The following is a 24,757-nucleotide window of genomic DNA, read 5'->3' as shown; positions in this document are numbered from 1 at the left end:
TACGGTAGTTTTATAGGTACACCTAAGTTAGATTAGAGTAATCAAATATTGTTGGTATGATTTCTTGATTAGGATCAATTTTTTATATTTTGATAAACTCTACTCTTCTGTTTTTAGCTTTTCCAGATACAGAGGAGTTATCTGCAATGGGATTTGCTTCTCCTTTTCCTTCAACCTGTATTCTACTATACTGTATATCGTACTGCTCTACAAGTATCATTTTAACGGCTTTTGCTCGTTGTTCAGAAAGTTTTTTATTGCTTTCGGCATTTCCATCAGTATCAGTATGACCTATAATCTTTATTTTCATATTTGATTCGTTTTGTAGGGCTGTAGCAACCTCCTTTATGATGGTTTCTGTTCCTCCAGTGATGGTTGAAGATCCAGTTTTAAAAAGAATAGCGTTGGTAGATAATCGTCCTTCGGTAATCAGTTTACTTCGATTATCTTTACCACTTTTAGTGATCTTTAAATCAGTAATATATACTTCGTCTTTGCCGTTAGTATCTCTTAGTCCTTTGGTGTGAATTTTAAATACATTAGCTCCTTCTGGTATTAATCTAGGAATATCTATTATTTTATTTTCATTCATCCAAACACGCATTCGTGTTTTGTTGATTGCAATAGAGATGTGGGATTTTCCATCTATTTGAGCACGATAGTCTTTTCCTATGGCATTGCGAATTTGGCGTTGTCCGTTTACTACCTTTTCTACAACTCCTTGAGATCCGATAAACTGACAAGGAGAAAGTTCTACCATACACCAATTTTTTGGTTGATTAAAACCAGTATGATCTTCTAGTAAAAGTTTAATCCAGGATTGAGAACTGGTTTTGTTGTCTAATCCTTGAGTAAGAAGATCAAACTCGATTGTATAATTCTCAGGTAATGTTTCTGTTGTTGTAGGAACATACTTGGAGTTACCTCCTAGACGTAACCATTTTTTACTGTTAATGAGTACGATTTCGCCAGAACCATTTGTATCCCATTTAGCGGGGAAATCACCTTGAGTATCGTTTGTAAAACGGTCTTGAAAAATAATTATATTACCTGCTTCAAAATCTGAAGCACGATTGATTTCATAGTGTGTTGAACTTCCTATAATGGTTTGGTTTTTCTTCTTGCTCTTTTTCTGTTTGTTTTTCTTCTTCTGCTTTTTTCTTTTCTTTTCAAAAACTTCATCAAGGCCTTTATCAGTATTTTTTTCTGTTTCCTGCTCTATACGCTTTTCAATAGTACGTTTTGCGGCTTCTTCTGCTTTTTTCCCTAATCTCTTTAGTAGCTGTGCATTACTTATTGTGGTGCTTAATAATACTATAAGAATGCAAAGTGTTTTTGTTGTTTTCATCGTTTTTATTTTTACTCCCTTTTATTAGTTTTTCATTGATCTGGTTGAGCTTCCAGTATTTTTTTTTCGATGGCCTTACCTAAAGAATCTTTTTGTTTTTGTGTAAGTTTTTTTGCTTGTAGGTAATAGCTGTTTTTGTATTCTAATTTTTGCTCAGAAGAGATATCCATTTTTTCTAATAGTTCTAAAAAATTAATTGGTTTCCCATTTGATTTTCCATCCATATTCTCTCCAAAAATGCTGGATAGCACATTGGTTTGCATATCCAAAAGGTTGTCTTTCTTTACAGTTTTTTTATCCGTTTTTTTTGCTTCTTTATTTTGTGCGTTTATCGACTGCAAAGTCAAAAAAGTGATGACTATTGCTAAAATTGGTATTGTTCTCATTGTTTTGTTTTATAGGTTAATGAGGCGATTATCAATAAGATGAATGGTAGTGCCTCTAATTTTTTTAAATAATTTTATTTCTTTACTTTTTGAATTTCACTTCTTTAATTATTTTGTTTTTATATGTAATTCTTACTGTATAGAAACCAGGTTTTAGGTTATTTATATTTAGATATATATTGGTTGAGTTGAGATCATTGAGGTGGCCTGTGTATTTTTTGTTTTTACTCATGCCTATATGTTCAATGGGTAAATCAGACATTGTTTTTTTTGATTCGATGGTAAAACTAGAATATGATTAGGGAGATCGTTATGGAGTATGTAACAAAGGCTATGAATTATGTAACATTGTAGAAAAAGGGTAATTTCCCTATGTTTTTAGGGGTGTTTGTAGGAGAGTTTTGGGGTGAATTGTAAAAGGAAGTATCTATTTTTTTGTAACATACTCTGAAGGAGTACACTTATATACTTCTTTGAAACATTTAGTAAAATATGAATGATCATTAAAACCTACAGCATAGCCAACCTGCGATACATTTGTATCAGAGCTTTTGAGTAGTTGAGCTGCTAGTTTAAGACGTTGAGATCTGATAAATTCTGAAGAGGTTAATCCTGTTAATGCTTTTAGTTTTCTGTGTAATTGCATTCTGCTCATGCTTAAAGATTTACTGAAATCTTCAACATTAAAAGAGGGTTCTGTTATTTTCTTATCCAATACTTCTTGCACCTTGTTTAAGAAGTTCTCATCAATAGAAGTTACGGCAATCTCTTTGGGTGTTAAGAATACTTCCTGACTATACCTATGTTGTAGTTTTTTTCTAATGTTTAGTAGGTTGTCAACTTTTGTTACTAGTATTTTTTGATTAAACGGCTTAACCATATATTCATCAGCACCAGTTTGTAGTCCTGATAATTCATTTTCCTCTCCAGCTTTTGCGGTTAATAAAATGATTGGAATATGGCTAGTGCGCTCATCATTTTTTAATTCTTTTGTAAGCGTTATCCCATCTTTTTTAGGCATCATAATATCAGAAATGATAATATCAGGAATATGCTTTATGGCCATTTCGTATCCTTCTTTTCCATCTATAGAACTAATAATATGATATTGATTAATAAAAATACCTTGTAATAGTATGTTTAGGTCTTTATTATCTTCAATAATTAATAAAATAGGAAGCTCTTTGTTTTTGAGATCAAATTTGGAATCATTTGTAAGAATGTCAGTACTTTTAGACGCAGTATGAGAGGTAATGTTGTCTGTGTTTTGTTCTATAATTGTGGCGTTTTGTATTGCATTTTTATCTAATGAGATGACTAGACTAAAACTTGTCCACTCATTAGGCTTACTGTTTACAGAGATAGTACCTTGATGTAATTTTACAAGTTCATTAACCAAAGCTAACCCAATACCAGAACCAGATTGAAAGTCATGAGTTTGGTAAAAACGTTTAAAAACCAATTGTTGTTGCTCTATAGAAAGTCCTTCTCCTGTATTTTTTATGTTTATAAAAAGATTGTTTTTTTTAATATGCGCATTACAGATAATAGAGCCATTTTCTGGGGTGTATTTTATAGCGTTAGAGACTAGGTTAGTGACTATTTTATATAGCGCATCCTGATCCAACCATCCTTTTTCTTCATGGTTATTGAGATATGTCAGGAAATTAATATTTTTTAAGTCAGCCAGATATTCAAAATCTTTAATAATAGCATTAATTTGTTGAATTGGTTTTACCTTTTGTAAAGATAAAGTCATGCTTCCAGCCTCAATTTTGGAAATATCTAATAATTGATTGACCAGCTCAGAAATCCGTTTACTATTTTTTAAAACCAATTCAAAATCAGTACGATCTTTATCACTAAGATTTTTACTCATTAGTTTGTTTTGTATTGGAGTAGATATTAAAGTAAGTGGTGTTCTAAGTTCATGAGATATATTTGAAAAGAAATGAGATTTTGCCTTATCTAATTGTATGAGTTCTTTTTTTAATTTTCGTTCGTTATCAAGTTCATATTGACTTTTGACTCTTGAAGCTACATTTCTTTTGTTATTGTATGATACAATTCCTGAGAAAATTAAAATCTCGATTAATACGGTGTTTAAGAAATACAAACCGTTGCTAGTAATTATAGCTGCAATATTGCCAATGATAAGTAGAAAACTACTTATGAGTACAGCCTTGGATATAAGGTCTTTTCTTATAGAGAACAGATATATAAAAACCACTAGTGCGGTAATCCCAAAAAAGACTCTGAATGCGAAAAAAATATCGATACGGTAATTTAGGTACGGTGTAAGAATGGAAACAATTAAGTTGATGATCGCAAAAAGAATAATACTAGATAAGAGATAGTTAGAGAATTTGTGCAATCGAGGATGATTTGTTTTGAACTCTAGGATACCGTATACAAAATAGAAGTAGAAAAATGAAGCGCCAATAATACTTAGTTGATTTATATAATGTGAAAGCATAGGGTGAATGCTATTGAGCAAAGAAAAAAGAAAAGGAGTGTCAGGAGTAAAAATTCCTGTTACAAAAAATAAATAAAGACTATAGTTTAAAAAGTTCCTGTCTCTAGATATAAAAAAACTTACAAGAAAAAGTAAGGATGCAATACAAGTAGCTCCTGAGTAAAATTCTAGATATTTTACCAATGAAGTCTCTTTTACTAAATCACTAATAGTATTTTTATGATCAATAAGGATAACCCCAAAAGTGTTTTTAAGGCTTAATTTTCCTGCATTCGATATTGGCTTTTTATTAAAATAAAAAGGCTTAGAAAAATCTATAGAATCTAGAGGTATGCTTAATGAAGATGCTTGTTCTATATCATAGGTAATCTTTCCTTTTTTAATAAATGTACCTGTTTTATGTTTTTTGTAGCCTTTTTTATGCGGTATATAAAAGTCTGAAGCATCACTTGTAAAGGTGAGAAAATAGAGTATTTTGGCATCGGTTTTATGATTGATCATAAAACGATACCAGTAAAAAGCATTGGGTTTGCAATTTTTAAGATGAGAGGGATGTATAGGGGTGAATAACTGTGATGTAGTTTGATTAAAAGTAAGCTCCTTTGAATAATCTTTATAAATACTTACTTCTTCTATAGGAAAATAAATACTATCCTTGATAGTAATTTGTATAGGTTTTACCTGAGATGGTTGGGGTTGAGCAGTAGTAGAGAGTTGAAGAGTAAAAAAAAGTAGAGCAAAGAAATTTCTCATGTTTTTAATTTGACTTTTAAATATAGCAATTATAAATAAATCAATTACTTATGTCTGTAATATATGTAACCATTTTTATGTTACATATGTTTTAAGTCTAGGTGTATATCAAAATAAAAGAACTTAAAAGAAGGCTCGTTTTGATTATTTTTTTTTGAATGATACTATTTTCTTGCTTGCGATAAAAAAAAGAATCTATTAGTCTGTAGAGTGAAGTAGGGTTGAAACTCTTTAGATTTTAAAAAATAATCATACTTTTATAGGCATAATTGATTTTTTCTTAGTTTACCTCTCTAAAATGACCGAAAACGTAAAAATTATTGAATGTCCTCGTGATGCGATGCAAGGCATAAAAGAATTTATACCTACAGAAAAAAAGGTACAATACATTCAATCATTATTGCGTTGTGGCTTTGATACAATAGACTTTGGTAGTTTTGTGTCGCCAAAAGCAATACCACAAATGGTTGATACAGCTGATGTTTTATCGCAATTAGACCTTTCTGATACAACGAGTAAATTATTGGCAATAATTGCAAATGTAAGAGGAGCAAATGATGCATCTCAACATAAAGCTATTGATTATTTGGGGTATCCTTTTTCGATATCAGAGAATTTTCAGATGCGTAATACACATAAAACCATTGAAGAATCTGTAGCAACCCTGCAAGAGATATTGAATATCGCAGATAAAGCCAATAAAAAGGTAGTAGCTTATTTGTCTATGGGATTTGGAAACCCGTATGGTGATCCATGGAATGTTGAAATTGTAGGTGAATGGACAGAAAAGCTTAGTAAAATGGGAGTGAAAATTCTATCTTTATCAGATACAGTTGGAACTTCTACACCAGATATTATCACATATTTATACTCAAATTTAATACCAACATATCCTGGTATTGAGTTTGGAGCACATTTGCATACTACGCCAACCACTTGGTTTGAAAAGGTAGATGCAGCTTATAAAGCAGGCTGTAGAAGGTTTGATGGGGCAATTCAAGGATTTGGCGGATGCCCTATGGCAAAAGATGAGTTGACTGGTAATATGCCTACAGAGAAAATGATCTCTTATTTTACTACTGTAAAAGCTGAAACTAATGTTAGGACCTTAAGTTTTGAGTCGTCACACAATGAAGCTACAAAAATATTTTCTACATATCATTGATGTACTTTAAAAAGTAAGAAGGCCGTATTACTTCATTACCCTACTTTCTTAATGTTAAAAAATTAAATTTATTTAGATTTACTAAAGATAAAAGTTTGTTAAATAATTTTTGATGAATATATTTGTTGACATTAATTATAATAAGTCTAAATAAAAAAAGCAATGAAAATCAACAATTTATTTAAAATCACCTGTCTTTCTGCAGGGCTTGTTTTAGTTTCCTGTTCAGATGATGACGATACACCTGGGGTTCAAATAGACGAACCAACAAACTATGTTTTTGAACGTGACGGAAAAAGTTCTGTAAGTTATGGTGGTCAAACAACCAGAATAGCGATGGCAGAAGAAATTATAGATGCATTTAAAAATAGCGAGAAAACAGAAGCTATTCTTGATAATATGTTTGCACATCAAGAAGGAGCAAATGATTTTACAGGAACAGGTCTTAATGAATCAAGCAAAAGCGTAAGAAGCAAAACGGCTGCATCAAAAGATTACTTCTCTGTAAATGTAGGTGAAGCTAGTGCGATAAAAGAAGAATTTGATACCTGGATAGCAGGACAGGCAAACGAAGTATTCCCTAACTGGAATACAGAAGCAACAGCTGGAGTAGCTGGATTTATACAAGAAGCTGGAGGAGGTTCTACCAGATATGTAAATGCAAAAGGATTAGAATATAATCAGGCATTTGCAAAGAGTTTGATTGGTGCATTAATGGCTGATCAGGCGTTGAATAACTACTTAGGAAAAAGTGTTCTTGATGATGCTAATAATGTAGAAGATAATAATAATGGTGTTGTAGCAGAAGGAAAAAACTATACTACTATGGAGCATAAGTGGGATGAGGCTTATGGATATTTATTTGGAGCAGCACCAGATGGAGCTAAACCTTTGGCAAGTATAGGATCAGGTAGTAACCAGAAAGGTGATGATTCATTCTTGAGTAAATACCTTGATAGAGTAAATGATGATTCAGATTTTACAGGAATTGCTGATGATATTTACCAAGCATTTAAGTTAGGTAGGGCTGCAATTGTTGCCAAAGAATATACAGTAAGAGATGAGCAAGCAGCTATCATTAGAGAAAAAATATCTCAGGTAATAGCAGTAAGAGCAGTATATTACCTACAACAAGGTAAAAATGCACTTGATGCTACTACTGTTGATCATGCAACTGCTTTTCATGATCTTTCTGAAGGATATGGATTTATCTATAGCTTACAGTTTACAAGAAAACCAAATAGCGATGCCCCTTACCTTACCAGAACACAAGTACAAGGCCTAATTGGTCAACTTATGGGTGGAACAAATGGATTATGGGATGTTACTCCTGCAACCTTACAAGCTATTTCTGAAGCGATTGCAAACGAATTTAATTTCACTGTAGCGCAAGCAGGTAGTTAAAAGGACAAAAACACAAGATAAAGTGTAAAAAAGAGGAAGGATTGAATCATAATTCTTCCTCTTTTTTTTACATTTGCAAAAAAAATTTATTAAGAATAAATAAAAATAAAATGAAAAAGTTATTGTTTCTTTTTGTCGCTATTTTGTTTGTTGTAGCAGGGTGCTCTTCTAGTGATGACACAAACTCGGATAATCCGGGAACAGACACTTTTAATAGAAAAGCATTGTTAGAGAATATAGCCGACAATATAGCAATACCAGCATATAAAAGTTTTAAAGAAGAGATGGCAAATCTGAAAACGGCAACCTCTGAGTTTGTTACCACAGCAGATGAGTCTAATCTTGTAAAACTAAGAACTGCATGGTTAGATGCATATGTGTCATGGCAATCAGTAAGTATGTTTGAAATAGGAAAAGCAGAAGAGATTTCTTTTAGAAATTTTATGAATGTATACCCTGTTACAACTACAGAAATAGAAAAAAATATTACTGATGGAGGATATGATTTAAACTCGGTATCAAAACAAGACGAACAAGGTTTTGGAGCGTTAGATTACTTGCTTAATGGATTAGCAGACTCTGATACAGGTATTGTTGCATTCTACTCGAGTGATGTAAATGCAACAAAATATAAAACATACCTTTCTGACGTAGTTGAGCGTATGGATACTCTTACAACTCAGGTTGTAAATGATTGGACAGGTGATTACAGGGATTCTTTTGTAAATAATAGTGGTTCTTCTGCAACGAGTTCATTAGATAAATTGGTAAACGATTTTCTTTTTCATTATGAAAAACATCTAAGAGCTGGTAAAATTGGTATTCCTGCTGGAGTATTCTCAAACACTACTTTTAATGAAAAAGTAGAAGCGTTTTATAAAAAAGATGCATCAAAAGCTCTTTTTAATGCAAACCTGACTGCATTACAGGATTTCTTTAATGGAAAACATTTTGGTAGTACTACAACAGGAGAAAGTCTTAAAACGTACTTAGATTTTTTAAATACTATAAAAGAAGAAGAAGATTTGAGCACGTTGATCAATAATCAATTTAATCTTGCAAGAACTGAAGCCTCTAATTTGGCAGATGATTTTTCTGCTGAGGTTCGAACTAATAATAATTTAATGTTAGATGCGTATAAAGAACTTCAGAAAAATGTGGTTTTCTTGAAAGTAGATATGCTATCAGCACTTTCTATTAGAGTGGATTTTGTTGATGCTGATGGAGATTAATAAGGCCTATGAATTTGATGTCTACAAAATATTTTGAAAAAAATACGGAGGCTGCACCACTTGCAGTCTTTCGTATTTTTTTTGGAATCATGATGAGCATGAGCATCATTCGTTTCTGGAGTTACGGGTGGATTGATAAGCTCTATATACAACCTAAGTTTTTTTTTACATATTATGGTTTTGAGTGGGTAAAACCATTAGGAGTATATACATATGTGATTTTTGCTGTTTGTGGTATATCTGCGATTTTTGTAGCGCTTGGATATAAATATAGAATAGCTATACTTATTTTTTTTCTCAGTTTTACTTATATAGAATTAATGGATAAGACGACCTATCTTAATCATTATTATTTTATAAGTTTAATGAGTTTTTTGATGATCTTTTTACCAGCGAATGCCTACTATTCTATAGATGCATGGAGAAAAGGTGTATCATATCAGTATATTCCTAAATGGACTATAGATGTAGTCAAATTACTTTTAGGAATAGTATACTTTTATGCAGGATTGGCAAAGCTTAATTCAGACTGGTTGGTAAAAGCAATGCCGCTCAAAATTTGGTTACCTTCAAAGTATGATATTCCAATTATAGGGGATATAATGCATCATGAATGGGTACATTATCTATTTAGTTATACAGGAGCAATATATGATTTAACCATCCCTTTTTTATTATTGTATAGAAAGACAAGAGGTATTGCCTTTATATTAGTTGTTGTATTCCATATACTTACTAGAATACTTTTTCCTATAGGTATGTTCCCCTATATAATGATTGTAAGCACATTACTTTTCTTTAGTGATAATTTTCATCATAGAGTATTAGCGGGCATATCTAAGATTTTTAAAATAAGTAAAAATCATTTTGATACAAATCAGGTCTTCTCATATAGTAGCATACAGAAAAAAATACTGATCTCTTTGGTATCTCTGTTTTTTGTAATTCAATTACTTTTGCCGTTTCGTTATTTACTGTATCCTGGAGAATTATTTTGGACCGAAGAAGGGTTTCGTTTCTCTTGGAGGGTTATGTTGATAGAAAAAGCAGGGTATGCAAATTTTAAGATTATAGATAGTGTATCTGGTAGTAGGTTTTATATAGATAATGATGATTTTTTGACAGCTTTTCAACAAAAGCAAATGGCAACACAACCAGATTTTATTTTGCAGTATGCACATTATTTAAAACAACATTTTAAAAAACAAGGACATAAAAATATACAGGTTTTTGTAGAAAGTTATGTTACACTCAATGGTAGATTGAGTGATCAATATATAGACCCCAGTATAGATCTGGTAAAAGAAAAAGAATCATTCAAACATAAAACGTGGATTACTCCATTTAAAGATGAAATTAAAGGATTATAGTATACTATTATTAGCACTATTTGTAGCAAGTTGGGTTACAGGTCAGCACAAATTAACAGGAACAGTAACTGATCAAAATAACCAACCTATTGCAAATGCCGAGGTGTATAACCAAAATACAGGAGAACATGTTATCACAGAGAAGAGTGGTAGTTTTGAATTTGTAGATATCAAAAACGGAGTATACGTAATTACTGTGTTTAGCTATGATTATGATATTCTTGAAAAACAAATAAAAATAAATACTGATACTCATTTTGATTTTGTATTAAAACCTATCGGGGAAGAACTTTCTGAGGTTTTGATCACTCAAAGGAGAGAACGTATATCAGGATTACGACGATTAAAACCAGTAGAAGGAACAGCAATATTTGCAGGTAAAAAAAGTGAAGTGGTTTTACTAGATAATGCTTTGGGTAATATGGCATCAAATAATGCTAGACAGATCTATGCTCAGGTTGCAGGGTTGAATATTTATGAAAACAGTGCAGGAGGGTTACAACTTAATATTGGTGGTAGAGGGCTTGATCCTAATAGAACTGCAAATTTTAATACACGTCAAAATGGGTATGATATGAGTGCAGATGTTTTGGGTTACCCAGAGAGTTATTATACACCACCTGCAGAAGCATTGAGCGAAATACAAGTGGTTCGTGGAGCAGCCTCATTACAATACGGGACTCAATTTGGAGGATTGATCAATTTCAAAATGAAGCAACCCAATCCAACTAAAAAAATAGAACTCGTATCTCGTCAATCTTTGGGGTCATTTAATTTATTTACCAGTTTTAATAGTTTAAGTGGTACAGTAGGAAAAATTAGTTATTACACATATTTTAATTATAAAAGAGGAGATGGTTTTAGGCCAAACTCTGAGTTTGAATCAAAGAATGTCTATGCGCATTTAGGATACCAAATTTCTGATAAGACAAAACTTATAGGAGAGTTTACCTATTTAGATTATTTAGCTCAACAACCTGGTGGTCTAACAGATACTCAGTTTGATCTTGAACCTGATTATAGTAATAGGACAAGAAATTGGTTTGAAGTAGACTGGAAATTGTTTTCTTTAAAATTGGAACATGAGTTTTCTGATAAGACAGACTTTAGTATTAATTTCTTTGGCTTGGATGCATCAAGGAGAGCCTTAGGTTTTAGAGGAATACAAACAAATCTTAATTCTAATGCTATTACAGAAGTTGACGAAGTAGATCCTTCTGGTAATTTTGTGAATCCTAGAGATCTTATTGTAGGGAATTTTCAGAACTGGGGAGCAGAAGCAAGATTGCTAAGTCGTTATAATATATTAGGTAAAGAATCTGTCTTTTTGATAGGGTCAAAGTATTATCAAGCAAATAATGATGCTAGGCAAGGGCCTGGAAGTTTTGGGTCTGATGCAGATTTTAGTTTTAGAAATAGCACTGTTGCAGGATATCCTAATCAATCTAGTTTTGATTTTCCGAATCTGAATATTGCATTATTTGGAGAGAATATTTTTACGATTACAGATAAGTTTTCGATCACTCCAGGAATACGATATGAATATATCAAAACAGAGACAGAAGGAACTTATAATAATGTGGCCTTTGATAATGCGGGTAACCCTATAAATAATACAACCGAAACTGATAATAGAACTTTAGAGCGATCCTTTGTTCTACTAGGATTAGGTTCTAGCTACAAGGTAAATGATAATTTTGAAGCATATGTAAATGTTTCACAAAACTATAGATCAGTAACCTTTAGTGATATACGAATAGTGAATCCAACCTTTGTGATTAGACCAAATATAGGTGATGAAGAAGGGTTTACTGCAGATATGGGAGTTAGAGGAAAGATAAGCAATGTGCTTACTTTTGATGCCAGCGTATTTGGATTATGGTATGATGATAGAATAGGAGAGGTGTTTAATGATAGAGCGCAACGAGTACGTGGTAATATCGGAGACGCATTTATTTATGGAATAGAAAGTTATACCAATTGGAATATTGCAAATTCATTTTTGCCAGAAAACTCTAATTATGTGTTCAATGCTTTTGTAAATCTTGCTGTAACTGATTCTGAGTACACAAAATCAGAAGAACAGATAGAAGGAAATAAGGTAGAATTTATTCCATTGATTAATTTAAAAACAGGAATTGGTTTTGGGTATAAGAACTTTTTAGGAAGTATTCAATACACTCATTTATCTGAGCAATTTACAGAAGTGACCAATGCAGATAGAGCAGGTTTTGGGAGTAAAGAAGAGGGAACCTTAGGAAAAATCCCTCAGTACTCAATAGTAGATCTTTCTTTATCGTATACATACAAAATGTTTAAATTAGAAACAGGGATCAATAATGTATTGAATGAAAAGTATTTTACCCAAAGAGCTACAGGGTATCCAGGCCCTGGGATTATACCCTCTGATCCTACAACTTGGTATACTACATTACAGTTTAAGTGGTAATTTTTTATTTAATAATTAACTTTTGTTCAATTAAAATAGATACTGTAATTGTATATTTTTAAAAAAATAAAAATAAAAATAAATGATTATGGATGATTTATTTTGTTATGATACAATGATGGCAGCAGATTGTAAAAAAATGTCTGACCATACATTACCAATTATATCTTGGGAATTCTATAGTGAACAACACGTTGTATTAGAGAGTTTCAGAGAAGATTTGATTGCACTTAAAAAGATTACAGAAAACTGGGGATTTACTAGAGATTATTATAATGAATTTTTAGAAAAACAATCTGTTGTAATCATTACCAATCCTACTCTTAAAATTGTGTATGCTTCTCATAATATCCAGCAACTTAATGGTTATATGCCTGATGAGGTGATAGGGAAATCACCAAAAATGTTTCAAGGAAAAGAAACCTGTGGTAAAACTTCAAAAATAGTTAGAGCCGCTGTAGATAGCAAAATTCCTTTTGAAGTATCGTTACTTAATTATAGAAAAGATAACACAACCTATATGTGTAAAATAAAAGGGTTTCCTGTATGTAATAAACGAGGTAAGTTGATAAATTATATAGCTTTTGAGAAAGCCGCATAATTTTTACTCACTAATTGAGATTTTAATACTACGAATTTTACTTCGAAAATTAAACCCGATTTATACATTAGAACTTTGTTATAAAGCTTGAAAGTATAATAATAAAGGGGGATTTTCTTAATTTGAATATAGTACTGCTACGGTTAAACTAAGAAATGCAGTGTAACGTCCGTTTTTGCTGAACTTGTGAGATGAGTTCATAAAGAAAATGATGTAACTTGATGTTAATTAGAATAAAACTACTTGAGTTTGACTAGTCATATTTGTAAGCAAATGGATTGCGTGATGATTAATGAAAAATCAAAGGGTAAAAGATACATTACGACTCTTAAAAACGCAATAAATTGTGTACATTAGAGGTTCGTTTTTAAAATAGTATTACACATGATATCAGAAATAGAAAAACTGTTAAATGATCAGATAAAATATGAGGCAAAAGCCTCTGCACAATACCTCTCAATGGCGTGTTGGGCTGATACTAGAGGATTTAATGGTATTGCAGATTTTTTTTACACACAATCAGAAGAAGAGCGAGTGCATATGACCAAACTCGTTAAGTTTATTAATGAGAGAAGTGGTACGGCAGTGATTCCTGCAATCGATAAACCAAGAGATGATTTTAAGTCATTGATGGAGCTTTTTGAAATATTTTTAGAGAGTGAAGAGTTTGTTACAGAAAAAATTAATAATATAATATTTGAATGCCTGAATCATAAGGATTATAATGTACATAATTTTATGCAATGGTATGTAGCAGAACAGTTAGAAGAAGAAGCTGTAGCTCGTACTTTATTAGACAAACTCAAAATAATAGGAGACGATAAATCTGGGCATTATTTATTTGATAGAGACATTAATACATTTCAAGTAGCAGCAGAGGGGCCTAAGTGATTGTTAATAAGTTAACGTAGATAAACTAAAGATTTTTTTTTTGAGAATCTTTTTTTTATATTTTTGTACCTTATTTAGATTTAATAAGAATTGAAATAGTGCAAAGTTTAGTTACCCCTTCGTTATATACTCCTTGTCCTGCTTTGAATTGTGAAGTAGTTTGTGGAGGAAAAAAGAAAAAATGTTGTAAGAAGTATAAAAAGAAAGGAAAAACTAATTGTAAAAAATGTCCTAAGCTTTAGTAGTATTACTATAAAAATATAATAATCAATTTTAAAAATTGATTTCTACTCTATAAAAAAGCAACTATAGTTAATTAACTATAGTTGCTTTTTTTTGATGAATATTATGTAATTTACCCTCATTGCTATAAAACTTAATCATATTCAATAGATGAAAAATATAGTTTTAATACTACTTCTGGCTGTCAATATAGTTCAAGCACAAGAATGGTTAACAGACTTTGCAGAAGCTAAAGAAGGCGCAAAAGAGTGTGAAAAAAATATTATGCTATTGTTTTCAGGTTCTGATTGGTGTGCTCCATGTATTAAATTAGAAAAACAAATTCTGGAAACCCAAGAATTTCTAGAATATGCAAACCAATATTATATTTTATTAAAAGCTGATTTTCCTAGAAAGAAAAAAAATCAACTACCAGAACCTTTGCAAAAACAAAATAAAGACTTAGCAGAAAAATATAATAGAAGCGGCGGTTTTCCATTAATTGTTGTTTTAGACAAAGAAGGAAAGAAGCTTGGAGAGGTAGGATATAAAAAAAGGTCACCAAGCTCATATATACAATTGTTGCATACAATAATCAGTAAGTAATTTGAGGTTTTTTTATACATTTTTAATCTGGATATTGATAAGTAATATAGCTTTGTCACAAGAGATTTATAAACGTACTTTAAAATTAATGGGGAGTCGTTTTGATATTACAGTAGTAGCAGAAAATAAGAATGAAGCAGATGATTATATAAGCAGTGCGGTTACAGAAATTAAAAGAATAGAAGCATTGATTTCTTCGTGGGATAAAAATTCTCAAACCTCCTTAATTAATACCAATGCAGGGATTCACTCAGTAAAAGTAGATAAAGAACTTTTTGATTTGATATCAAGAGCTATACAGATATCAAATTTAACAGATGGAGCTTTTGATATAAGCTATGCATCAATGGATAGAATTTGGAAATTCGATGGTAGTGTCAATAAGATGCCCCCTGAAGAAGATATTATGGCATCAGTAGACAAAGTAGGATACAAATATATTATATTAGATAAAGAAAAATCAACTATATCCCTTAGTCATAAAGGAATGAAAATAGGATTTGGTGCTATTGGTAAAGGGTATGCAGCAGATAAAGCCAAAGAGCTTTTAATTGGCAAAGGAGTTAAGGCTGGGATTATAAATGCTTCTGGGGATATGAGTACCTGGGGTAAACAGCCTAATGGAGATGAATGGAGAGTTGCGATTACCAATCCATTAAATAAAAATAAAGCATTTGCCATATTACCAGTTATAGATAAAGCAGTTGTAACTTCAGGGAATTATGAAAAATTTATATTGATAAATGGCAAACGCTATTCGCATATTATAGACCCTAGAACAGGATACCCTTCTACAGGGATTATAAGTGTAACTGTATTTGCGCAAAAAGCAGAGTTGGCAGATGCGTTGGCGACATCGATTTTTGTAATGGGTATAGAAACAGGAGTAAACAGAATAAACCAATTGAAAGGAGTAGAATGTGTGATTATCGATGATCAAGGAAACATTCATACCTCTGATCATATTAAGATAGATAATCACTAGTGCCGTTTTATAAAATAAAATATGATGATTAAATTATTGCCAGTATTTTTAATGTTACTATTTTCATTTCAATCATGTGTAGCTGTAAAAGAATATGAAAAAGTACAAATTAATGATCGTGATATGGAGTTAGTTCTCAAAAAAATAGATCGTTTCGAAACTAATTTCCAGGCATATCGAGAAGCTGCTGCTGGAGCCAATGGAGGAAAAACTGGAGGAGGTTGTGGATGCAATTAAAATGATGTAGTATACTTGATAATTAAAGAGTTTATAGAATTGGATAAAGAATAAATCAAAAACTTTGAAAAAACTTCTCTATATAATAGTGTTGTTAACTGTATCAGTAGTAGCCGCACAAGAAGAGGACGAAGATTCCTCAAAAACATATAAAAAAAGAATACTAGAATCAGCAGAAATAGATTTTTTAATGAGTTACTATACTCAAGAAGGAGACAATGCAGCAGTAACAGGAGGAATAGGAACAGAAGAGCTTACAGATATCACACCAACAATTGTTCTTTCTATTCCATTAAATGATGATGATGTTTTAAGCATAGATGCAGGAATATCTGCCTATTCATCAGCTTCGTCTAGTAATGTAAACCCTTTTGATGGCGCTACAGTTGCAAACCCTTTTGTTGCATCATCAGGAGCTTCAAAAAGCGATATTCTTACTACAATTTCTGGTGCATATGCCCATAGTAGTGATGATCGCAATACAATATGGTCAGCCAATATGGCTGTAGCAAGTGAGTATGATTATTTCTCTTTCGGTTTTGGAGGAAGTTACACTAAATTATTTAATGAAAAGAATACTGAAATCAGTATAAAAGCTAATGCTTTTCTTGATACATGGAAACCTATTTACCCATCAGAACTAAGAGATCAACCAACGTTTGTTGCATTTGAAGATGACTCTCGTAATTCATATGCTTTAGGAATTGGGTTTTCTCAAATTTTATCAAAAACATTACAAGGAGCATTGTCATTAGATTTAATACAACAACAAGGATTATTGTCTACTCCTTTTCAGAGAGTGCAATTTGCAGATGTAGAAGATTTGGTTATTCAAGAATTTACCTATGCAGATGATATAGAGAGATTACCTGACACTAGATTTAAAATAGCAATGGGAGGAAGGCTTCATTATTATATTAATGAAATTTTTACCATACGCACATTCTATAGATATTATACCGATGATTGGAAAATTAATTCCCATACAGCTAGTATAGAAGTTCCTATAAAAATTACTGATAGATTTACAATATATCCATCATATCGTTTTTATACACAAACCGCAGCAACATACTTTGCTCCATTTAATCAACATCAATCTACACAAAGATTTTATACTTCTGATTATGATTTATCTGATTTTGATGCCAATCAATATGGTTTTGGAATTAGTTATACTGATATTTTTACGAAATTTCATATCTGGAAATTAGGATTGAAAAGTATTGACTTTAGATTTAGACAATATGAGCGTAATTCAGGGCTTACGTCAAGCTTATTTTCAGGAGGATTTAATTTTGTAGTAGATTAATAACTTCTAGATTTAATAAACACATATTTAAAAAAAAAGGATAGACACAACAAATAACGACTTCATTTCGTTTCCTAGTGATGTGAGTGTTTTTAACATAAGGTTTAATAAGAAATGTAGATGGGGTGTATGTGAAGTAAAATGGCAAACTGCTGTAAATCAATAAGATTAGTGTGTTATTAAGAATTATTTTATATAATAATTATGGTAATTGAGGATAAAACCAAAAAAAATGTTAAATTTAACCCGCTTAAATACGTAAATTATGCAATCAAAAATTAACATTATTGTTCTTGTAATTGCTATAATCACGCTTAGTAGCTATACAAGTAACCATAAGGATATAGTAGTTGATAAAGGAGATGAAAAGGTTCTTATAGGTCAAGGAACTCCAGAAGAGCTGGTGGGTAAATGGGTGATGGATGGTGATCCAAATACATTTATTGAGTTAAAACAAGATGGTACTGTTATAGAAAAATCCCTAGGAGAACCATTAGAACGATTTTGGTTATTAAAAGAAGATAAACTCTGTCTAAAAGCTAACTCAGAAGAAAATGCAACAGAAATTTGTTTAGATTATGTTCTCAATGGAAATGTATTGGTCATAACAATGAATAAGATGGAACTGTACTATGTAAAATCAAATAAGATTAATAAACCTTAGATAATTCAAAAAATAACTACAAGAGGTTTTATGATAAAAATTTTAGTTAAACTAAAGCTACAGCCACAATTGATAGTCGAATTACGACAGAAGGAACATTGATTTTACTTTCTCAACAAGACCGCGTACAAAATGGGATGAGCAATTGATACAATTAGGAGAACAGTATTTAAATAAACCAGCGTTTGGAAACACAATACTACCTATCATATCGAAGCAGCTATTGCCTACCAACATTGTAAAGCAAAGAAATATAATGATACAAACTGGAAAGTAATATTAGAGTATTATAATCTCTTATTAAAAATAGAAGATGACCCTATTGTATTTTTAAATCGTTGTTTGGTTGTTCTTCAGCTTAATGGATCACAAGAAGCATTAGATGATCTAGAGTCTATGAGCAATAAAAAAGTACTATAAAAATATTATTTATACCATGCCACATTAGGCGAGATGTATCAAAAAACTGACCAAAATACAAAAGCAGTAAAAAGTTACAAAAGAGCGATATAGCTCACTCAATCCAAACATGAAAAGGAGTTTCTTACTCGTAAAATGGCACGTATTTTAAACTAAAAAAGAGAACAAAACAATACTTTTGATAGCCTTGATCTCAGAAAATCTTACTACCTTTTCACTTTATTATAAAGAATCATTCTAAGTTTTTGATTTTTACTTTTAGGTATAAAATCAATACATTGTTAGGGTGTTTTTAACTATTTGATTAATAGTTGGGTGTAAAAAAATAAATATGGGGAACAATCAAGATCAGATACATCAGCTTCTGGAAAAACTAGATATTCTGCTGAAAAGACAAGAGGATTTCTCTACTCAGATACAAAGTCTTAAAGAGGAAATATATAAACTAAAAAACTTACCTACAGATCAATCAGAGGTAGCAAATAAAGTCATACCACCAGTTTCACCTATACCTAAAGTTGTAGAAGAAACAGTAAAACCAATTCTAGAAAAACCAAAACAACAAGAACCAGTAAAGAAGGTAGAAGTAAAAACGGTAGCTCCTCAAAAAAAGACACCAAAAAAGAAATCAAACCTAGAGAAGTTTATAGGAGAAAACCTGATTAATAAGATAGGTATAGGGATTATTGTAATAGGAGTTGCTATTGGAGCAAAATATACAATAGAAAATGATCTTATAGGACCGTTAACTCGAATTATCCTAGGGTATTTGGTTGGACTAGGTCTTTTGGGAGTTGGAATGAAGTTAAAGAGAAAGTATGAAAACTTCAGCGCAGTATTAGTAAGCGGAGCTATGGCAATTATGTATTTTATTACATTTTTGGCATATAGCTTATACGGATTGATACCACAAAGTATGACCTTTATATTGATGTTGTTATTTACAGCATTTACCGTTTTTGCGGCTATACAATATAATAGACAAGTTATTGCACATATAGGGCTTGTAGGAGCGTACGCCGTGCCATTTTTGTTAAGTGATGGTTCAGGTAGAGTAGCTATACTATTCAGTTATATGGCTATTATTAATGTAGGGATACTAATTATTGCATTAAAAAAATATTGGAAATCACTTTATTTCTCTTCATTTATATTCACATGGATTATTTTTATGTCCTGGTATGCAGCAAAATATGATATAGAAATTCACTTTACCCTTGGTTTTGTATTTCTAATCTTATTTTTTCTAACGTTCTATCTAATCTTTTTGGGGTACAAGCTCAGAAAAAAAGAAACATTTGGAATCGTAGATGTGATTTTGCAGTTATCCAATTCATTTATTTTTTATGGTATTGGATTCGCTATGTTGAGTGATCATGAATATGGCAAAGAGCTATTAGGTTTGTTTACTTTGGCAAATGCGGTGGTTCATTTTGTGGTAAGTGTTATTTTGCATAAACTTAAATTAGCTGATCGCAACTTGTTTTATTTTGCAACAGGAATGGTGCTAGTTTTTATAACAATTGCCTTTCCTGTACAATTAGATGGTAACTGGGTTACACTATTATGGGCAGGAGAAGCTGCATTACTCTTTTGGATAGGGCGAACCAAAAAAGTACCTATTTATGAGGTGCTGTCATATCCATTGTGGGGACTTGCTTTTTTTAGTCTTTTACACGATTGGGTAGAAATGTATTTTGGGTATATCCCTGAACTTCCAGAAACAAGGTTGCTACCTGTATTGAATGTATATCTAATGACTTCGATATGTTGCATTGCTTCGTATGCAAGTATCCTTTGGATTCATCGCAAAGAGAAATTATCTTTTCCATGGCCTAAACAATCAGAAGTATATGTATTACTAACAGTAAGTATCGTTTTACTACTTATAGGTACAACTTATGGTACTTTTTGGGTAGAAATAAGTAATTATTGGTATCAGATACACGAAGAAACAAGTCACTTGTTTACATTTCAGGATGAAGGTGCTTCAAAATATACAGTACTATCAGATATAAATAATTTTAAAGCAATTTGGTTGATCAACTATACATTATTCTTTTTAATTGTTTTATCATTTGTAAACATCAAAAAAATCAAAAATAAGGTGCTTGGGTATATAACTATAGTATGCACGTTATTTATTGTTTTTGGATTTTTAACTAGAGGCCTTTATTTATTAAGTGAATTTAGAGAGAATTTTTTAGAATTAGAAAGCCAACAGTATAGCACAGGAGTATTTTCTCACCTAGTAATACGATATATTTCTCTTATGTTTACGGCAGGTGTGCTCTATACTCTTTATGTATATGTACGACAAAAATTCTTGGGTAGAAGCTTTAAAATTGCTTTTGAAATTATACTGCATTGTACCCTAATCTGGATAGTAAGCAGTGAATTGGTTCATTGGTTGGATTTGGCAAATTATACAGAAACCTATAAGTTAGGCTTAAGTATTTTGTGGGGAGTATATGCATTACTACTGATCATTTTAGGAATATGGAAAAGAAAAAAATATTTACGTGTTTTGGCTATTATAGTTTTTGGAATTACGTTGATCAAGCTATTCTTCTATGATATTTCACATTTAGGTACTATAGCCAAAACTATCGTATTCTTATCTTTAGGAATCCTCCTACTAATCATTTCATTCCTATACAATAAATACAAACATATTATTGCAGATGAACAAGAAAATTAATAGTATAATAAAGTTAATGTTATTGATATGTTGTAGCACTTATGCTCAAATGGATCAATATACATATAAACATAAATTGCAAGGTGTAGTAGATAATTGGCATTTGATAGATTTACCCAATGAGGTTTTTGGTCATGTTTTGCCTAATTTATCAGATGTTAGAGTTTATGGAGTAACCAAAGAGAAGGATACTGTAGAAGCACCATACCTCTTGAAACTAAAAACTGGAAATGTATCACTCAAAAGAGTACCATTTAAAACCCTGAATACTACACACAACGATAAAGGCGCATATATAACATTAGAAGTTTCTGGTACAGAACCTGTAAATCAGATTTATTTAAAATTTAAAAGACGTAATTTTGATTGGTTGATCGCTCTAGAAGGAAGTCAAGACCTTGAAGAATGGTATACTATTACAGAGGACTATCGTATATTATCAATTCAGAATGACCTTACAAATTATCAATTTACTACAGTACGATTTCCTGAAGCAAAATATAAATATTTTAGAGTTAACATAAAGGATGTTCAAAAGCCTGTATTAGAGTCAGCAAATGTTACCATGCAAGTGGTTAAAAAAGCAGATTATCTAGAATATGATATCGTTAACCACCAAGTAAAAGAATCCAAAAAAAATAAGCAAACAATTATAGATGTAACTCTTAGAAACTCTGTTCCTGTTGGTTGTTTAGATATCAAAACTAAAGATACTTTTGATTATTATCGTCCTGTCTCTATTCAATATGCAAATGATAGTATTAAAAATCAAAAAGGGGATTGGATACTTCGATACCAAAAACTCAATTCAGGAATTCTTAACTCGATAGAAGATAATGTATTTACCTTCAGAAGTGTGATAACAAAAAAGATAAGAATAGTAATTGATAATAGCGATAATAAGCCTTTGAATGTAGGTAAACCTTTAGTAAAAGGATATAAGCATGAGCTTGTTACACGTTTGATAGATCCAGCAACATATTATCTTGTATACGGAAATAAGAAAGCAAAGAAACCATTGTATGATTTAAGTTATCTTTCGGTTAAAATTCCAGATAATATAACGCCTCTATCTATAGAGAAACAAACATCTGTAGATCATACAAAAAATGCAGATAAACAGGTTTCAGAACCCCAACCTTTATTTACTAATAAAATCTGGTTATGGGGGATAATGGGAGTTGTAATCCTATTATTAGGAGGATTTACATTATCTATGATGAGAAAAAAATAGAAACTTATACCAGTCATACTTTGAATTTTTTGTAAAAAGAAAATCAACTATTTTTGTTTATTCTGAAGCATAGGTAAAAGGAGAATTTTATTGCGGTAAATTCAAAGTGTATATGGTATTATACGAGTTATGGATAAGAATTTCGTGTAAAGAGCTTGAATTATTTTGTGCTAGATTAAGGCATAAAATTAAAGAATAGCCTTAGCTATTGTTGAGTTTTATAACACAGATATAGTGCAAAAGAAACAAACTATATACGAAATTTTTATGTGTAAATCGTATTACTCTTTATCTATAATAATACATCCATTTATAAAATAATGAGATGCCTTACATCAATAAATAACATTACGGAAAACCGTAGATAAGTGTTTAGATATTTAATTAGGTTAGCAGTATAGCATATATTTATAATCCCCAAAATAAAATTATAAATGAAAAACCAATTATTATCTCTATTTAATAGATTTGTAAATACGAATACAGAGAAATCAACTAGTGGAGTTACAAAGATTTTTTTGACAGATACACATCCTAGTTCGGGCAGAACTTTGATGATTGAAGAAGAGGCTTATGCTGTATGGGCGTATCTTTTGAGCCCAAATAAAGAAGAAGTAGATTTTGATGGTTTTTTATGCTCGGTAGTCGATCCAGAGTCATCAAAACCAAAAGGAATTTTATATGATGCAAAAGGAATAAAAGATAAACCACTACCTTCTTTTTATGCAAATCAATATTGTTATGTCAAGAATCTAAAAAAAAAGAATATTAAAGTTCTATGGGATCAAAAAACAGTAACTATTCTTATAAAAGAGAAAGTATATTTGGTTATGGATTTGATGACAAAAACAAGTTACTCAAAAGGTTTGATCAGAGATTGTGAATATGGGAAACAACTAAAAGTTTAGAATATTAAAAAAAAACTACTTAAATAAGATAGAAGTTAATTTCAATATTTTGTTTATGTGTTTTAGTACATAATTCATCTATAAAAAGCTATATTTACGGCTTAGTTATAATTGCATTTTATATAACTAAACGTAAACCATTTTTAAAAACGGAGTAAGTTTAATAACAAGCTCCGTTTTTTTGTATATATATTCTTACTGATTAATAAGTAAGGTAAACATTAAAAAGTTTTTGAGAGGTAGACACCAGCAGATTTTTCGCTAAAATGAGGGGCAAATGCTACCCCGTTTAACTTCTTAAAGGGATTCCAGGAAATAAGATGCTGAAAATGATAAACCAATTTTACAGATAATATACCTATGCCAGCACCAACCAATACATCAGATAAGTAATGCATGTTGTTAAGCATTCTTAATCCACCAGTAGTAACAGCAAAAATGTAACCGCTATATGCTAATAAAGGATTCGTGTGTTTAAACTCTTCATACAAAACAGTTGCTGTGGTAAATGCAGTTGTAGTATGACCAGAAGGAAAAGAATTAGGATGAGTAGATGTTCCTGGTCTATATTTATGAATTTCTTTTTTAAGTAAAGATGAAGTACCGTTACTCAAAATAGAAGATAACATAAGAATTTTGGTTTGATCAAACCAGTGACTTCTTGATTTTGCTCCTAGAATATCTGCCACATACATTTCAACAATAGGAGCATAGCGAGTATAGTCATCCATGCCAAAATAAAAATCGTCTCCAACAATGTTTCTTACATCTTTTTGAAGTGATTTCTCTAGACTACTTGTAGATAATAGTACACCAGTAGTAATTAATGCAATTGGAATTATTCTGTTTGTTATTAATTTTTTTCCTGAAGTAATTTCTCTCTGTTTGATAGTATTGAAATGTGAGTCAGGTAAATAAATGTCGGTAAGTTGAGCATTTACAGCAGGAGTATAAATGCAGAGCAATGCTAGTATAAGTAGGATTTTCATAATTATGTTTTTGGGGTGTGTAATCGGTGTTTTTGGGCTAACAACCGTATAGTTACATTGTTAAATATAAAGGATAATTATTAAAAATATGTTAATTGATTGCGTTTTGTTAATAAATAATTAACAATTTACTAAGGATAATATATAAATAGTTGTTTTGATTATTTTAATCAAAGCTAGATGTACGATGAGAAATAAAACTTCAGAGAGACTTATTAAAATGATGATTATTTTAATTTAAAATTTTATTTCTTAACTAATGCTTATTCAGATCTTAAAAAAAAGAAGAAGCAATATTAAAACAAGAGGTTATAAAAGTGTTAATTTAACTAGTAATGAGGGGTAAAATAAGTAAAGAACCCTTAGTTTTCATTAAAAAAGATATATATTTGCACGCAATTAAA

20 protein-coding genes are annotated in these 24,757 nt (G+C 31.0%); 15 read left to right on the top strand and 5 right to left on the bottom strand.

Annotated elements, in window-relative coordinates; all coding sequences use genetic code 11:
* Positions 1-82 precede the first annotated feature (82 nt).
* The 4 genes from DG508_RS20955 to DG508_RS04305 form a co-directional block, all read right to left on the bottom strand.
* Positions 83-1,348: an OmpA family protein gene (locus DG508_RS20955; protein WP_159090662.1), complete on the bottom strand. Its 1,266-nt coding sequence runs from the start codon at positions 1,346-1,348 to the stop codon at positions 83-85.
* A 32-nt stretch (positions 1,349-1,380) separates the two neighbouring features.
* Positions 1,381-1,734 carry a hypothetical protein gene (locus DG508_RS04315; protein ID WP_108866958.1) on the bottom strand — a complete coding sequence of 118 codons (354 nt, stop codon included), beginning with the start codon at positions 1,732-1,734 and terminating at the stop codon, positions 1,381-1,383.
* Positions 1,735-1,816: 82 nt separating this feature from the next.
* Complete coding sequence (locus tag DG508_RS04310) at positions 1,817-1,996, bottom strand: hypothetical protein (protein ID WP_108866957.1); 180 nt, start codon at positions 1,994-1,996, stop codon at positions 1,817-1,819.
* Positions 1,997-2,161: 165 nt separating this feature from the next.
* Positions 2,162-4,963: an ATP-binding protein gene (locus tag DG508_RS04305; protein WP_108866956.1), complete on the bottom strand. Its 2,802-nt coding sequence runs from the start codon at positions 4,961-4,963 to the stop codon at positions 2,162-2,164.
* Between the two features lie 298 nt (positions 4,964-5,261).
* On the opposite strand from DG508_RS04305, the gene DG508_RS04300 reads away from it, so the two are divergent.
* The 15 genes from DG508_RS04300 to DG508_RS04230 all read left to right on the top strand — a co-directional run bounded on the left by DG508_RS04300 (position 5,262) and on the right by DG508_RS04230 (position 23,364).
* Positions 5,262-6,128: a hydroxymethylglutaryl-CoA lyase gene (locus DG508_RS04300; RefSeq protein WP_108866955.1), complete on the top strand. Its 867-nt coding sequence runs from the start codon at positions 5,262-5,264 to the stop codon at positions 6,126-6,128.
* A gap of 162 nt (positions 6,129-6,290) precedes the next feature.
* Positions 6,291-7,532: a DUF4856 domain-containing protein gene (locus DG508_RS04295; RefSeq protein WP_108866954.1), complete on the top strand. Its 1,242-nt coding sequence runs from the start codon at positions 6,291-6,293 to the stop codon at positions 7,530-7,532.
* Between the two features lie 110 nt (positions 7,533-7,642).
* Positions 7,643-8,764, top strand: coding sequence for an imelysin family protein (locus DG508_RS04290; protein WP_108866953.1), 1,122 nt, complete (start codon positions 7,643-7,645; stop codon positions 8,762-8,764).
* Between the two features lie 8 nt (positions 8,765-8,772).
* Positions 8,773-10,134 carry an HTTM domain-containing protein gene (locus tag DG508_RS04285; protein ID WP_108866952.1) on the top strand — a complete coding sequence of 454 codons (1,362 nt, stop codon included), beginning with the start codon at positions 8,773-8,775 and terminating at the stop codon, positions 10,132-10,134.
* Positions 10,115-12,583: a TonB-dependent receptor domain-containing protein gene (locus tag DG508_RS04280; protein WP_108866951.1), complete on the top strand. Its 2,469-nt coding sequence runs from the start codon at positions 10,115-10,117 to the stop codon at positions 12,581-12,583. The genes DG508_RS04285 and DG508_RS04280 overlap by 20 nt, the downstream gene beginning before the upstream one ends.
* An 88-nt stretch (positions 12,584-12,671) precedes the next feature.
* Complete coding sequence (locus tag DG508_RS04275; protein WP_159090661.1) at positions 12,672-13,184, top strand: PAS domain-containing protein; 513 nt, start codon at positions 12,672-12,674, stop codon at positions 13,182-13,184.
* Positions 13,185-13,568: 384 nt separating this feature from the next.
* The gene (locus DG508_RS04270; RefSeq protein WP_108866949.1) at positions 13,569-14,075 is read left to right on the top strand and encodes a ferritin; all 507 of its coding nucleotides are present in this window, start codon (positions 13,569-13,571) and stop codon (positions 14,073-14,075) included.
* 393 nt (positions 14,076-14,468) lie between these two features.
* A complete protein-coding gene (locus tag DG508_RS04265) occupies positions 14,469-14,903 on the top strand; it encodes a thioredoxin family protein (protein WP_108866948.1) in 435 nt (144 codons plus the stop codon).
* A 52-nt stretch (positions 14,904-14,955) separates the two neighbouring features.
* Positions 14,956-15,888 carry an FAD:protein FMN transferase gene (locus DG508_RS04260; RefSeq protein ID WP_234418172.1) on the top strand — a complete coding sequence of 311 codons (933 nt, stop codon included), beginning with the start codon at positions 14,956-14,958 and terminating at the stop codon, positions 15,886-15,888.
* Positions 15,889-15,912: 24 nt separating this feature from the next.
* Positions 15,913-16,125, top strand: a complete 213-nt coding sequence (locus DG508_RS04255) for a DUF4266 domain-containing protein (protein ID WP_108866946.1) — start codon at positions 15,913-15,915, stop codon at positions 16,123-16,125.
* 64 nt (positions 16,126-16,189) lie between these two features.
* On the top strand, positions 16,190-17,437 hold the full coding sequence (locus DG508_RS04250; protein ID WP_108866945.1) for a DUF3570 domain-containing protein: 1,248 nt from the start codon (positions 16,190-16,192) through the stop codon (positions 17,435-17,437).
* Between the two features lie 265 nt (positions 17,438-17,702).
* Positions 17,703-18,101: a hypothetical protein gene (locus DG508_RS04245; protein ID WP_108866944.1), complete on the top strand. Its 399-nt coding sequence runs from the start codon at positions 17,703-17,705 to the stop codon at positions 18,099-18,101.
* Between the two features lie 751 nt (positions 18,102-18,852).
* A complete protein-coding gene (locus DG508_RS04240) occupies positions 18,853-21,222 on the top strand; it encodes a DUF2339 domain-containing protein (protein ID WP_108866943.1) in 2,370 nt (789 codons plus the stop codon).
* Positions 21,206-22,456: a DUF3999 family protein gene (locus tag DG508_RS04235; RefSeq protein ID WP_108866942.1), complete on the top strand. Its 1,251-nt coding sequence runs from the start codon at positions 21,206-21,208 to the stop codon at positions 22,454-22,456. The genes DG508_RS04240 and DG508_RS04235 overlap by 17 nt, the downstream gene beginning before the upstream one ends.
* A 434-nt stretch (positions 22,457-22,890) precedes the next feature.
* Entirely contained in the window at positions 22,891-23,364 is a 474-nt protein-coding gene (locus DG508_RS04230) for a hypothetical protein (protein WP_108866941.1), read from the top strand.
* A gap of 221 nt (positions 23,365-23,585) precedes the next feature.
* Here the strand turns inward: DG508_RS04230 and DG508_RS04225 are convergent, their stop codons facing one another.
* On the bottom strand, positions 23,586-24,353 hold the full coding sequence (locus DG508_RS04225) for a phosphatase PAP2 family protein (protein ID WP_108866940.1): 768 nt from the start codon (positions 24,351-24,353) through the stop codon (positions 23,586-23,588).
* Between the last annotated feature and the right edge of the window lie 404 nt (positions 24,354-24,757).

It is taken from the genome of Aquimarina aquimarini, assembly GCF_900299535.1.
In the GTDB taxonomy this organism is placed as follows: domain Bacteria; phylum Bacteroidota; class Bacteroidia; order Flavobacteriales; family Flavobacteriaceae; genus Aquimarina; species Aquimarina aquimarini.
This window is presented reverse-complemented; position numbering and strand designations above follow the sequence as displayed.

What these genes read in the sequence shown, in the direction of transcription:
- DG508_RS20955 (WP_159090662.1), bottom strand. Translation starts at nt 1,348, where the DNA reads ATGAAAACAACAAAAACACTTTGCATTCTTATAGTATTATTAAGCACC.
- DG508_RS04315 (WP_108866958.1), bottom strand. Translation starts at nt 1,734, where the DNA reads ATGAGAACAATACCAATTTTAGCAATAGTCATCACTTTTTTGACTTTG.
- DG508_RS04310 (WP_108866957.1), bottom strand. Translation starts at nt 1,996, where the DNA reads ATGTCTGATTTACCCATTGAACATATAGGCATGAGTAAAAACAAAAAA.
- DG508_RS04305 (WP_108866956.1), bottom strand. Translation starts at nt 4,963, where the DNA reads ATGAGAAATTTCTTTGCTCTACTTTTTTTTACTCTTCAACTCTCTACT.
- DG508_RS04300 (WP_108866955.1), top strand. Translation starts at nt 5,262, where the DNA reads ATGACCGAAAACGTAAAAATTATTGAATGTCCTCGTGATGCGATGCAA.
- DG508_RS04295 (WP_108866954.1), top strand. Translation starts at nt 6,291, where the DNA reads ATGAAAATCAACAATTTATTTAAAATCACCTGTCTTTCTGCAGGGCTT.
- DG508_RS04290 (WP_108866953.1), top strand. Translation starts at nt 7,643, where the DNA reads ATGAAAAAGTTATTGTTTCTTTTTGTCGCTATTTTGTTTGTTGTAGCA.
- DG508_RS04285 (WP_108866952.1), top strand. Translation starts at nt 8,773, where the DNA reads ATGAATTTGATGTCTACAAAATATTTTGAAAAAAATACGGAGGCTGCA.
- DG508_RS04280 (WP_108866951.1), top strand. Translation starts at nt 10,115, where the DNA reads ATGAAATTAAAGGATTATAGTATACTATTATTAGCACTATTTGTAGCA.
- DG508_RS04275 (WP_159090661.1), top strand. Translation starts at nt 12,672, where the DNA reads ATGGATGATTTATTTTGTTATGATACAATGATGGCAGCAGATTGTAAA.
- DG508_RS04270 (WP_108866949.1), top strand. Translation starts at nt 13,569, where the DNA reads ATGATATCAGAAATAGAAAAACTGTTAAATGATCAGATAAAATATGAG.
- DG508_RS04265 (WP_108866948.1), top strand. Translation starts at nt 14,469, where the DNA reads ATGAAAAATATAGTTTTAATACTACTTCTGGCTGTCAATATAGTTCAA.
- DG508_RS04255 (WP_108866946.1), top strand. Translation starts at nt 15,913, where the DNA reads ATGATTAAATTATTGCCAGTATTTTTAATGTTACTATTTTCATTTCAA.
- DG508_RS04245 (WP_108866944.1), top strand. Translation starts at nt 17,703, where the DNA reads ATGCAATCAAAAATTAACATTATTGTTCTTGTAATTGCTATAATCACG.
- DG508_RS04240 (WP_108866943.1), top strand. Translation starts at nt 18,853, where the DNA reads ATGGGGAACAATCAAGATCAGATACATCAGCTTCTGGAAAAACTAGAT.
- DG508_RS04235 (WP_108866942.1), top strand. Translation starts at nt 21,206, where the DNA reads ATGAACAAGAAAATTAATAGTATAATAAAGTTAATGTTATTGATATGT.
- DG508_RS04230 (WP_108866941.1), top strand. Translation starts at nt 22,891, where the DNA reads ATGAAAAACCAATTATTATCTCTATTTAATAGATTTGTAAATACGAAT.
- DG508_RS04225 (WP_108866940.1), bottom strand. Translation starts at nt 24,353, where the DNA reads ATGAAAATCCTACTTATACTAGCATTGCTCTGCATTTATACTCCTGCT.